We start from the raw sequence: 11,832 nt of genomic DNA, 5'->3' as shown, positions 1-11,832 counted from the left end.
TTTCGAACGATCGAACAAAAGAAGTCGGTCGGCATTCGTTGAGGCAGGATATGAATAAGTTGATCGCAGGCGCCGCCCTTATTGCGCTTCTCTCTGGCTGCAACGCTCTCGTGCAGCGGGATGACCCATCGCGCGACGGTTTGGAGAGTTGGCGCGCAAAGACCATTCTCGGCGGCGGGGATGGGCAGTCATCGCGCCGGTCCGAGGGTCGCGTCGTCAGCGGCCGCATGGTCGAAGCTGGCAATGGGACGATCTACCCGGGCCGCCAGCCGCTCTTCCGCAGCAGCGACATGCGTGACAGTTCCGGGCAGCGCACCGTATCACTGAACCTCGTGGACGTCTCGATCTCGGATGCCGCCGCCGCCATCCTGGGCGAATTGCTCAACATCAACTACGTGCTCGACCCCGCGGTGCAGGGCACGGTCAATATCCGCTCGACCGAGCCGATCAGCCGGACCACCGCGATCGAAGTCTTCGAACTGGCGCTCAAGCAGAACAACGCGGCCCTCGTGCGGCGTGGCGACACCTTCGCCATCGTTCCGCTGTCGTCCGATCTGTCCATCGGCGCCTCGGTCGGTCGGGACGTGCCCATCGGCTACTCGCTGCGGGTCATTCCCCTGCGGAACATCGGTGCCCAGGAGATGGCGACCATCCTCCAGCCCTTCGCAGGCAGCGGGATCGTGGGCATCGACGCCCAGCGGAACATCGTGGTCCTGGCCGGAACGTCGGGCGACCAGCGCGCCTGGCAGGACGTCATCCAGAGCTTCGACGTCGATTGGCTGGCGAACAAGTCGGTCGGCATCTTCCCAATCCGGGGCCGCTCTGCGCAATCCATCGTCGAGGGCCTCAACCTGATCGTCGAAACCGAAGCCGGGTTCGAGCCCCTCGTCGTGTTCGAGACGATCCCGGAGAACAACTCGATCCTCGCCGTCGCCAAGACGCCGTCGGCGCTCAAGAACGTCTCGACCTGGATCCAGCGCCTGACGCGTGAAGGGGCCAATGACGCGCAGGTCTATTCCTACGACATGAAATACGCACGTGCCTCCGACATCGCGCCGACCTTGGCGTCAATCCTGGGCGCGGGAGTCGAGGCCGATGTCGTCAACGCCGCCTCCGAAGAGGATCTGATGGTGGAAGCCGGGCTCGTCGCCGACCCGAATGCGACCCGCATCGTCGCGAGCGAGGGCACAAATACGCTGCTCGTCCATGCCACCCACAGCGAATACCAGCGCATCCTCGGCATGCTGCACCGCCTTGACGTTCCGCCCCGCCAGGTTCTGGTCGAGGCCACCATCGTCGAGGTCTCGCTGACCGACGAGTTGCGCTACGGGACGCAGTATTTCTTCGAGGACGGCAACGACCAGTTCGCGCTATCCCGCAATGGGGGCGCGCCTTCTGCGACGCCACCGCCCGGCTTCAGCGCCGCCTTCAACGTCCCGGGACCAGAGATCGTGGTGGATGCGCTCGACGAGGTTACGGACGTGAAGGTCGTGTCTTCGCCCAATCTCATGATCCTGAACAACGAATCCGCACGCCTCGCGGTCGGCGACCAGATCCCGATCTCGGTTCGCACGGCGGCCGACGCTGACGAGAACGACGACGAGACGATCTTTGTTTCCGATGTCGAGTTCCGCGACACCGGCGTGATCTTCGAGGTGACCCCGCGCATCAATTCCTCGGGCGCCGTCATCCTCGACATCGAGCAGGAGGTGAGCACGGTGGCCGGCACCGATGCCAGCACGGGCAACCCGATCATCTCGCAACGCACCTTCTCGAGCTCCGTGGCCATCGATAGCGGCGAGACCATTGCGCTGGGTGGCCTGTTCGAGGACCGGAAGACCCGCGGGTCCGCGGGGATCCCGGTTCTCAACCGCGCGCCCATCGTCGGCGGGCTGTTCGGCAACAAGAACCGCCGGAACCAGCAGACCGAGCTTCTGGTGCTGATCACCCCGCGGATCGTCAACTCGAAGATGGATGCACGACGCGTCACCTCTTCGCTGCGGGATCGCATGCAGCGGATCCGGCTGGACGACGCGACCCTGTCCACGAATGTCGGTGTGCCCAGCATCGGCGGCAGCGGAAGTCTTGCGGACGAGATCACGTCGATCGAGAATACGGCCGCCCCGGCAACCCGTTCAGCGATCCAGCCGGCGGCCATCGAGACCCGGCCCATCGAGCCTGCCGCGACCGGTCCCGCCACGCATCTGACCTATCTCGGCATGTTCGGCAGCGAACGGGCGGCGAAGCGGCATTGGGCCAGACTGAGCCGGGACCACGACGATGTCCTGGGGGGGCTTCAGCCGCGCCTCACGACGGAACGGGGGCGGGTCGAACTGGTTGTCGGTCCCTTCACCGCAGCACGTGCGAACGGCATCTGCGGCAAGGTCCGGTCGGACTGCTACACGCAAATGGTGAACTGAGAAGTTGATGGGAGGGCCTGGCCCTCCCGTTTGCTTTCGCGGCGGCGGTATCTTGCGGGCGGGGGCGTCCTGCACTGGTCGGGCCTCGTGGAATTCCCTCGTCCGGTTTCCTACCGGTTTGTACCTGCCGTCCAATCGAAAGCGCATGAGGCCTTGCGGACGCGGTGCACTCGATCCTCGCCCCCAGAGCCTGTTCCTCGGTCAATTTCGCACAGGCCGAAAGAGGGCCCTATCCCGCCATCTCCTTGAGAACCGCCTGCATGTCGGACTTCTCCTCCGGTTCGGCGCGCGCGATGGCCGGAGTCTCCCGGATGTGGAGATCCTCCTCTGCGCAACGGAGCATGAAATGGGCGAGGTCGCCGGTGCGGGTGCGGATCAGATCTTGGGGAATGACGTCGGCAAAGACGCCGTAATCCTCGGTCGGATCCTCGTCGAGCAGCCAGCCCGGGCGGATGGCCGTCCAGCGGAGGTCACTCTGCTGGGCGAGGATCTTCTCCATCAGCGCCATGTCATCGAAGATCGCGCGCAAGCCGACACTCGCCGCCGCGCGGAAGGCGATGGGCCCCCGCTCGAGCGTCTCCACGAAGGTGGCCGAGATCGTGATGAGCCGGTCCACGCCGGTGGCACGCATCGCGGACAGGATGTTCCGCGTGCCCTGTGAATGCAGCGGCGGAGGCGCGACCGCCGTGACGGGCCCCGCATCTATCCCGACCGCGTTGAGCACGGCGTCGATGCCTTCCATGTCCCGGTCCAGTTGTTCTGCTGCCAGAATGTCCGACGTCACCCATTGCAGCTGATCGTGGCCGCGCTCGGATCCATCCAGCGACCGGACCGATGCCCGCACTTTGTGCCCGCGTGCCAGCGCCTGTCCGACGAGGCGTCCCCCCGTCACTCCATCCGCGCCGTAGATCAGAAGATGCATCGTTCGTAACCCTCTTGCGATATCGATTCATGCTAGGGCTCGAAATGGTCCTTGCCACGAAAACGGAGCGGCCCGAGCCGCGACGCATCGTCCGACGAAGGCCGCGGCTTTGCCTTTGCATGAATGCTGCCGTTGGAAGCTTCACTCCCCTCGGGTGGCGATGGCATGGCCGCCTTTGACGGCCAGCTTTCCGGCGCCGATCCCCGTCTTCACGACGGTTTTGCCGGTCCAGAACGTCGTATCGACGGTGTTGTCGACGACCTGCTCGGTCGAGCACGCAGCGACGAAGGTCAGCAGGGTCGCGGCGAGGGTGAGGCGTAGTTTCATTGCGACATCTCCAAGATGCACCGGTCGTTCCCGGTGGCTTGGCTCGGATCTAGCCGCAGGAGATCATCATGAAAAACGAATAAGAATTGCAGTTGAAACGAGTTTCGGTAAGGTAACCGAAATGGATATTGCCCTCATCCGGACGTTTCTCGCGGTTGCCGAAACAGGCAGCTTCGTCGCCGCGTCGGGGCGCCTCTTCGTCACGCAATCGGCGGTCTCCCTTCGTATCCAGCGCCTGGAGGATGCCCTGGGGCGTCCGGTGTTCGAAAGATCGAAGGCCGGTGCGACCTTGACCCCTGCTGGCGTTGCGTTCGAACGCTATGCGCTGTCGCTCCTGAAGATCTGGGAGGAGGCGCGTCAACAGATCGCCGTGCCCGAGGGGTTCAGCCGCGCCCTGACGATCGGCGCGCAATACTCGCTCTGGCCACAGCTCGGATTCCGTTGGCTCGACGCGCTCCGGGACCGGATGCCGGACCTCTCGCTCCGTGCCGAGTTGGGGATGCCGGATCGTCTGACACGGTTCCTGATCGAAGGAACCTGTCAGGTCGCGCTGACCTATACGCCGCAATCCCGGCCGGGCCTGACCGTGGAACCGGCGCTGGAGGACGAGCTGATCCTGATCGCCGCGTGGAGCGGTGTGACGGGCCCCGACGACCCCGACCTGAAATCGGCCTACATCTTTTCGGATTGGGGGCCTGAATTCGGTCACGCGCATTCCGTCGCGCTCCCGGATCTTGCGCTTGGAGGCCTGACACTGTCTCTCGGCGCCTTGGGGGCCGATTATCTGATCGGACGACATGCGGCCTGCTACATGCCCGCACGCGCCGTGCGGTCGCATCTTCAGGCAGGACGGTTGCATCTGGTGCCTGATGCGCCGCGCTTCCCATACCCGGCCTGGGCCGTCTTTCGCGACGACCTCGACCCGGACGTGTCGGAGGCCGCGCGCCACTGCCTCGGAACCGTCGTGTCGCAGGCCGAGGATGCGCAGGAGGCGATCCTCGCCGATCTGGAGCGGATCAGCAGAGGCGATGTGGAGGTCATGTCCGGTTGAGGCGTCGGAAACGTTGCTTCCGAGCGAGCGCGAGGGCTCGGAGCCTCTCTAGACCTTTGCGTCCAGCGTCACGTGGGCATCGCCCGCGCGCATCTCCCCATCGGTGCGATCGTAGCGCAGATGGGCCAGCGCCCTGTCGCCGGAAACCGTGTGCAGCCGGCCGATGGTCCGCCCGTCGGCGGTAATGTCCGACCCCTCAGGCGCGGCGCCATCGAGGGTGACACGGGCAAGCCCCTTCCGCAGTTCGGTCTTGTGCTTCATCCGGGCCGTCACCTCCTGGCCGACGTAGCACCCTTTCCGGAAATCGACCCCGCCGAGCCGTTCGAAGCCTATCTCCAGGATGTAGCTGTCGTTGGGGATCAGTTCGCGACCGGTCTCGGGGATCAGGTTCTCGACCCGGACCCGATCCCAGTCGACATCCCGGTCAGCGCCGGCGTTGTAGAGGCGCCATCCCATGCCGGGCCGTGGATCCGCCATCGCGGCATCCGGCGGATCGCCAAGGCCCCTTGCCACGTCCGCCTCGGATGCTTCCAGCGAGACGTCGGCGCGCAACTTGTACATGGCCAGCCGCTGCATCGTGACAGTCGCGATCTCCGGGTCGATATCCAGCACGATGACGTCGCCGTCACGGAAGGTCAGGAAATCTGCGAGATACTTGCCCTGCGGTGTCAGCAGGGCTGCATATCCGAGGCCCGTCTCCGGTACGTCCCGTGTGAGCAGGCCTTGCAGGAACTTGTCCCGGTCTGAGCCGGAGACGTGGATCAACGTGCGTCGCATAGGCCGGACATAAGGATGGCTGATGACGGCGCCAAGTCGCGTTGACCGGGAGGCCCGGCGGGCGTAGCCGTCGACCGGCACGAAGGGGGCGAAGATGCGCGACGATACCACGAAAAGCGCCGCTGGTTTGGGGTACGGGCCGCACACGCTTGCAATCCCCGGCCCGTCGATCGTTCCGGACCGCGTGTTGCGGGCGATGCACCGGCCCAGCCCGAACATCTATCACGGTGAGCTGGTCGACCTGACACATTCCCTGATCCCCGACCTCAAGCGCGTCGCCCGGACCGAGCACAATGCGACGATCTATATCGGAAATGGCCATGCGACATGGGAAGCCTGTCTGGCGAACACCCATGCGCGCGGGGATCTTGTGCTGATCCCGCGGACCGGGACCTTCGCCGACGGATGGGGAGAGATGGCCCGCGGCCTCGGTCTCCGGGTCGAGTATCTCGATTTTGGCAATCGCGACGCGATGGACGCCGCTGCGATCGGCGCGCGCCTTCGGGAAGACAAGGCGCATGAGATCCGCTCCGTCCTCGCCGTCCATGTGGACACGTCGTCGAGCGTGCGGTCCGACATTGCGGCGATCCGATCCGAAATGGACGCTGCCGGCCACCCCGCATTGCTCCAAGCGGATTGCATGGCATCGATGGGATGCGACGTCTTCGAGATGGACGAATGGGGCGTCGATGTCGCCATCGCAGGGTGCCAGAAGGGTCTCATGACGCCTGCCGGGATGGGTTTCGTCTTCTACAACGACAAGGCGGCGCGTGCCCGCGCGCGCGCCGATTGCGTGACCGGCTACTGGGATTGGGTCCCGCGGACCGAGCCGGAGATCTATTTCCGCTATTTCTACGGGACCGGCCCGACCCATCACCTCTACGGGCTACGCGAAGCGCTGGACATGCTGGTCCACGAAGAAGGCGTGGAGCAGGCGTGGGAACGTCACGGACGCCTGGCGCGCGCACTTTGGGCGGCTTTCGAACGCTGGGAAGCGCCGGGCGGCCTCGAGCTCAACGTGCGGGACCGCGCGGCGCGGTCACACGCGGTGACGAGCGTCCGGCTGCCGGAACGTGGGACGGCCCTGCGCGAGTGGTCCGAACAGGAATTCGGGCTGACCCTCGGCATCGGTCTGGGGATGGCCCCCTTGGGCAGCGAGGAGTGGCACGGTTTCTTCCGCGTCGGTCACATGGGCCATCTCTCGGGGCATTCGATGATGGGGACGCTCGGGGGAATCGACGCGGCGCTGAAGGCGCTTGCGATCCCTCATGGCGACGGAGGGCTCGAGGCTGCGACCCGTGCCCTCGTCGCGGACTGACGCCGCTCGTTATCGCCGGTCGGTCCGGTCGCGTCCGAAAGGCGTCCGGGACCTGCGCAGCCGCACCTCAGACTGACACCTCGTCCCGTGTCGGTGGGTTTGCGCCGGCCCGAGAGACGGTCACGGCGGCTGCGGCGACGCCCAGTTCGAGAGCCGCGCGGAGCGTGTCGGCGTTGGGGGCCCTCTCGTTGAGATCGGCCAGCGCTCCCGCCTCGTAGAGACCGGTCAGCACGCCGGCATTGAACGTGTCGCCCGCGCCGACCGTGTCCACCACGTCCGCCTCGACCGCGGGAACGCTCACGCGCCCGTCGGCGGTGATGGCCGTCGCCCCCTTGTCGCCCTCCGTCAGACAGACGACCTTGACCCCGCGGGACAGGACCGATTCCGGAGTGACTCCGATCCAGTCCATGTCCTCGTCCGAGAGCTTGACGATGTCCGCCGCCGTCAGGAGGCGGTCCAGACGGGCACGGAACAAGGTTTCGTCCGGGATGAAGCTGGGCCGGATATTCGGGTCCATGATCAGCGGAAGATGACGGTTTCCGAGCGCGATGGCTTCGTAGGCTTGCGCGCAGGGCTCGACGGCAAGCGAAATTCCTCCGAGGAAGACTGCGGTGACCCCCTTGGTATCCGGGGCATTGGCCGGCGACAGCATCCGGCCCGCCGTTCCCTCGTCATAGAAGGCGTATTCTGCCTGACCGTTGGACAGCGTCACGAAGGCCAGCGTGGTCGGACGATCCGAACGGTAGCTCCGATCCACGACCCCGGACGCGGTCAGGGCCTCGGACAGGCGCTGTCCGAACAGGTCCGTCGAGAGGCCCGTGAACATGCCCACCGGCGCGCCCAGACGCCCCAACGCGATCGCCGTGTTGAAAACCGCTCCGCCGGGGACGGGAAGGAACACGGTTCCCTCCTCGGTCTCGCGGGGCAGCATGTCGATCAGGGCTTCTCCGGCGCAGAGGATCATCGCGGCTCCATCATTCTATTGGGCGCCCGCATAGATGGCGGCGGCGATGGCCGCAACGATCAGAGCGGCGATCACTGCGGCAGCGATCTTCCACGTGGACCAGGGCCGCTCGCCGCGGACGCGTCCCGTCTGGCCGTTCACGACGAAGCGGAACGACTTGCCGCGGTAGCGATAGGCGGCGATCCAGACCGGCAGCAGCACGTGCTTGAAGGTCACGTCGGACATCTGCGTCTTGGCCGACGTGATCTGTTGCCGGTCGCCGCCGATATCCATCCGGATGTCCCGGGCGATCACCGTGTCCATGATCTGCCGCGCCTCCGCGAGACCATCCTCTAGGTCGACGCGGTAAGCCTCGGCGCGGAAGCCGGCGAGGTATTGCGGCGCGTAGGGCGCGAGTCCGGACAGATCCCATGGCTGGAGCGCGTCGGTGTGCGACTTCGGCAGAGAGGTAGAGGCGAGGACGAGCACATCGTCGAAGAAACGTCGCACGCGTCCGCGACGAGGGGACCATCGGATCTTCGGGACGTGCACCTGCACACGCTTGCCGTCCCGGACAACCGTCTGTGTCTCGTAATAGGTATCGCCGCGCTGACCCGTATAGGCGGTGTCGGTCTGCGCGTCGAAGGTCCAGAACGGAACGTAGATCCCCTGCATCCGCTGCCCCTTGCGGGCGTATTTCTGCAAGCCGTTCGGCGCGAACCAGAGATTGCCGAGCCAGTCCGTCATCGCCTGCCGGGCCTGCGCTTCTTCGAGCGCGAAAGGGACCAGGGCTGCCGGTTTGATGTGCCGGTCGGTCCCGGTATCGATCACCACCGGCGTCGCGCAGAAAGGGCATTCGGCGGCATGGATCGCCGGGTCGAATTCGAACCGGGCGCCGCAATTCGGGCAGTCGGTGACCCGCGTCTCTTCCGTCTCGGCCCCGCCGGCATCGAGGCCCCGCTCGATCGCGATCTCAGCGATTTGCGACCAGGGCGCCGCCCGCAGCGCTTCGATATGTCCGCAATGGTCGCATACCAATCGGTCATCGCCGGGATCGAAGCGCATGTCGCCCCCGCAACTGTCGCATGGGAAACGGTGTTCCGCGGTGGCGGGGATCTCGGGCGGGCGGTCGGGTTCGGTCTGTATCACAGGAAGCGGTGTAGCGCCTTCGGGGCCATGATGCGAAGCGCATTGTCGCGAAGCCGGACATGGCGCCAGATGTGGAAGCCCGCATGAAACGCGGCGACGGCGCCGAGGGCGTAGAATTCGACCGAGTGGACAAGGCCGACCCAGTCGTTTGCCGCCGGAAGGCCGAGCGGCGGCGCGATCGGCAGGATCGTTCCCGCGAAGAGCAGCCGTGAGGACGTCAGTCCCAGAAGGAAGCCCGTCAGCGCGACGCCGAACAACCCCCAGATCAGGATAAGGTGCAGCGGCCTATGGATCGCTCGCAGCCAGCCGCGCAGCTTCGGCCCCGGTTGCGAGGCGAGACCCCGCCACAGCAGGTCGCCCGTCCAGATCAGCGCGCCGGTCACGAAGATCAGACCGAAGACGGAATGGAGATCGACCCAGAACGGCCCCCAGCGGCCGACGTCCCTAGGCTGGACCGTCAGGAACCAGACGAAGAGCGGCAGCATCGTCCAGTGCAGCGCCTTGAGCCAGCTTCGGCGGGTCAGCGGCACGGGTCGGGGGCTGGCGAGCCAGCCTTCTCGCTCTTCCCGGGAGCAAAGCTGCCGAGAGGAAGGCAAGTTCTGGCGACCGAGACCAAGTCGGCTACCACAGCGCCTTCGGGAGCATCCTGCGGAATGCCCCGTCGCCCAGGACCGACGCGCGCCAGATGTTGAACATGCCGTGAAGAACGCCCACAGCGATGGTCGCCATCAGGATCGAACCGGCCGCGACCAGCCCCATCAGCGCCGTGACCGCGCCCACGACATAGAGCGCGAGCAGAGCTGCCTGTCCCAGCCACGCAAGTTTGCGCCATGGATCTGGTAGCGCAGGCGAAGGGCCGCCGCGCAATCCCCATGCGATGGAGATGCCGGCCCAAGCGAAGGCGTGCAAGGCAAGCGCCCATGTCGGCAGGACACCGGCCAGCCAAGCCACGATGGCGATCAGCGCCGTCCAGTGCAGTGCCATGACGACGCCGCCCAGAGCGGCCGGGCCGCGCGGCGCCACGGATCAGGCACCCGGCGGAGGGGGCGGGGGCATCACGGTGAAGAGTTGCGCCAGCTCGTCCACATCCTCGGCTTTCTGCCAGCCGTCCTGGCCCTGCGTCCAGACATAGGTCTCGCGGGTGACTTCGCCCTCGGTGACCATCCGGCCGAGGCGCGCTTTCGAGAACGGCCCCTTGGTCTGGCCGCCTTCCGCGACGTGCCAGACATGCTCGACCGGTGGGGGCGGGGGTGCAGCGGGTGCGGCTTGCGGTTGCCCGCCCCACGGGCCCTGCTGCGCCATCTGGTTGGCCATTCCGAAGCCCATGCCCATCCCGATGCCGGCGCCCATGCCGGAATTCGTCGTGCCGGCTGCGGTCTGCATCGCTTCGGCGGTGGCATATTGCTGATACTTGGACAGATCGCCCAGCACGCCCATCGACGTGCGCTTGTCGAGTGCCTCCTCCACCGCGGGCGGCAGAGAAATGTTCTCGAAGTAGAGCTCCGGAACGCTGAGACCGTATTCCTTGGTCGTCTCGCTGATCTGCTCGGCGACGATCTTGCCAAGCTGATCGGTCGCCGCCGCCATGTCGAGGACCGGGATCTTCGATCCGGCCAGTGCCCGAGACGCCGACTGAACGATGATGTTCCGGATCTGATAGCTGATCTCGTCCTGGGTGAACTGACCGTCGGTGCCGACGATCTCCTGCAGGAACAGCCCGGGGTCGGCGACCTTGATGGAATAGGTCCCGAAAGCCCGCAGGCGGACGGGGCCGAACTCCGGATCGCGCAGGGTGATCGGATTCTTGGTGCCCCATTTGAGATCGGTGAACCTGCGGGTCGCGACGAAGTAGATCTCCGACTTGAAGGGCGACTTGAAGCCGTGATCCCAGTGCTGGAGGTTCGTCATGATCGGCATGTTGTTGGTCTCGAGCATGTAGAGACCCGGCAGGAACACGTCCGCCAGCTGGCCCTCATGCACGAAAACCGCGGCCTGGCCTTCGCGGACGGTCAGTTTCGCCCCGTACTTGATCTCATGTCCGTAGCGCTCGAACCGATGGACGAGCGTGTCCCGCGTATCATCCGTCCATTCGATGACGTCGATGAACTGGCCCTTGATGAAGTCCATGATGGGCATGGCTGTCTCCGTGAACGCTCGTCTTGAAGTCTATGAAACCGACTTAGGGACATTTTGCCGGATTTGCGAGGTCCGGTTGGATGCAGACCGTTCCGTCCGCGGCAGATGGAAGACGGTTTTGTATATGGGAAGCACGACGCGGATGTGGCGGCAGCGCGACCCGAACTCACCGGTTCCGGTCATTCGATACTGCGTAGGGCTTCGACGACCTCCGCCCGTCTTTCCTCGCGATCGAACGAGACGACGTCGGGCATCGAGATGATGGTGGCCAGCCTTTCCATTGTGAGACGTGCCATCGCCTCGGCGACATTTTCTTCGATTGCCGGCGCGATATATTTCATCAGGTCCGGTGCCCGTGACTCGAGGAGCTGTGCCACATCCTCGTCCAGAAGGTCGGGGCGAATCGGAATTCCCGCTGCGATCAAGCTCCTGATCTCTGGCGTTCGATAGTAATCCGCGATCCTGCCCAGTTCGTCGGCATCGAACACCGCGACGTAGGCTCGGATGGCGGCGCGGCCGGTGTCCGCGCGAAGCCGATCCGGGAGGTCCCCGAAGAGTTCCGTCCTGAAGCGGCCAGGGTCGGCGATCGTGGCTCCGAGATCTTCCAGATGGCGTGCAACGGATCGCTGGATGCCCATGACCACGGTGTCGGCCTTGAGCGTCATCTCGACCGCCGTGCTATTCAGTTCGACAATGTAGGTGGCATCGTCCAATGGATCGGCCAATACCGGGACCGGTAGGAGCGAAAAGCCGAGGGTGACGAGAAGGACGCGAACCATGCGGACAGAC

The 11,832-nt window shown here is 65.3% G+C and carries 12 protein-coding genes; 3 read left to right on the top strand and 9 right to left on the bottom strand.

Annotated features, from left to right (window positions below):
* Positions 1-50: 50 nt before the first annotated feature.
* On the top strand, positions 51-2,420 hold the full coding sequence (gene gspD, locus jaqu_RS20700) for a type II secretion system secretin GspD (protein ID WP_052500938.1): 2,370 nt from the start codon (positions 51-53) through the stop codon (positions 2,418-2,420).
* Positions 2,421-2,649: 229 nt separating this feature from the next.
* On the opposite strand, the gene jaqu_RS12045 is transcribed toward gspD, so the two are convergent.
* Together jaqu_RS12045 and jaqu_RS12040 are read right to left on the bottom strand one after the other, a co-directional pair.
* Complete coding sequence (locus jaqu_RS12045; RefSeq protein ID WP_043919237.1) at positions 2,650-3,342, bottom strand: NAD(P)-dependent oxidoreductase; 693 nt, start codon at positions 3,340-3,342, stop codon at positions 2,650-2,652.
* Between the two features lie 141 nt (positions 3,343-3,483).
* Positions 3,484-3,669 carry a hypothetical protein gene (locus tag jaqu_RS12040; protein ID WP_043919236.1) on the bottom strand — a complete coding sequence of 62 codons (186 nt, stop codon included), beginning with the start codon at positions 3,667-3,669 and terminating at the stop codon, positions 3,484-3,486.
* Between the two features lie 121 nt (positions 3,670-3,790).
* Here jaqu_RS12040 and jaqu_RS12035 point away from each other — a divergent pair, with 121 nt between their 5' ends.
* Positions 3,791-4,720 (top strand): LysR family transcriptional regulator, encoded by a 930-nt coding sequence (locus tag jaqu_RS12035; protein ID WP_043919235.1) that lies wholly within the window; start codon positions 3,791-3,793, stop codon positions 4,718-4,720.
* A 48-nt stretch (positions 4,721-4,768) separates the two neighbouring features.
* On the opposite strand, the gene ygfZ is transcribed toward jaqu_RS12035, so the two are convergent.
* Entirely contained in the window at positions 4,769-5,497 is a 729-nt protein-coding gene (gene ygfZ / locus jaqu_RS12030; RefSeq protein WP_043919234.1) for a CAF17-like 4Fe-4S cluster assembly/insertion protein YgfZ, read from the bottom strand.
* 94 nt (positions 5,498-5,591) lie between these two features.
* On the opposite strand from ygfZ, the gene jaqu_RS12025 reads away from it, so the two are divergent.
* Positions 5,592-6,815 carry a pyridoxal-phosphate-dependent aminotransferase family protein gene (locus jaqu_RS12025; RefSeq protein ID WP_043919233.1) on the top strand — a complete coding sequence of 408 codons (1,224 nt, stop codon included), beginning with the start codon at positions 5,592-5,594 and terminating at the stop codon, positions 6,813-6,815.
* Positions 6,816-6,882: 67 nt separating this feature from the next.
* Here the strand turns inward: jaqu_RS12025 and jaqu_RS12020 are convergent, their stop codons facing one another.
* The 6 genes from jaqu_RS12020 to jaqu_RS11995 all read right to left on the bottom strand — a co-directional run bounded on the left by jaqu_RS12020 (position 6,883) and on the right by jaqu_RS11995 (position 11,822).
* Positions 6,883-7,779 carry a carbohydrate kinase family protein gene (locus tag jaqu_RS12020; RefSeq protein ID WP_043919232.1) on the bottom strand — a complete coding sequence of 299 codons (897 nt, stop codon included), beginning with the start codon at positions 7,777-7,779 and terminating at the stop codon, positions 6,883-6,885.
* 15 nt (positions 7,780-7,794) lie between these two features.
* Complete coding sequence (locus jaqu_RS12015; RefSeq protein WP_236687848.1) at positions 7,795-8,823, bottom strand: primosomal protein N' (replication factor Y) - superfamily II helicase; 1,029 nt, start codon at positions 8,821-8,823, stop codon at positions 7,795-7,797.
* 80 nt (positions 8,824-8,903) lie between these two features.
* Positions 8,904-9,437: a cytochrome b/b6 domain-containing protein gene (locus tag jaqu_RS12010; RefSeq protein WP_236687847.1), complete on the bottom strand. Its 534-nt coding sequence runs from the start codon at positions 9,435-9,437 to the stop codon at positions 8,904-8,906.
* A gap of 91 nt (positions 9,438-9,528) precedes the next feature.
* On the bottom strand, positions 9,529-9,930 hold the full coding sequence (locus tag jaqu_RS12005) for a hypothetical protein (RefSeq protein WP_043919231.1): 402 nt from the start codon (positions 9,928-9,930) through the stop codon (positions 9,529-9,531).
* 3 nt (positions 9,931-9,933) lie between these two features.
* Positions 9,934-11,043: an SPFH domain-containing protein gene (locus jaqu_RS12000; RefSeq protein WP_043919230.1), complete on the bottom strand. Its 1,110-nt coding sequence runs from the start codon at positions 11,041-11,043 to the stop codon at positions 9,934-9,936.
* Between the two features lie 179 nt (positions 11,044-11,222).
* Positions 11,223-11,822 carry a hypothetical protein gene (locus jaqu_RS11995; RefSeq protein WP_043919229.1) on the bottom strand — a complete coding sequence of 200 codons (600 nt, stop codon included), beginning with the start codon at positions 11,820-11,822 and terminating at the stop codon, positions 11,223-11,225.
* Positions 11,823-11,832: the final 10 nt, after the last annotated feature.

This window comes from Jannaschia aquimarina, assembly GCF_000877395.1.
Taxonomy (GTDB): domain Bacteria; phylum Pseudomonadota; class Alphaproteobacteria; order Rhodobacterales; family Rhodobacteraceae; genus Jannaschia; species Jannaschia aquimarina.
This window is presented reverse-complemented; position numbering and strand designations above follow the sequence as displayed.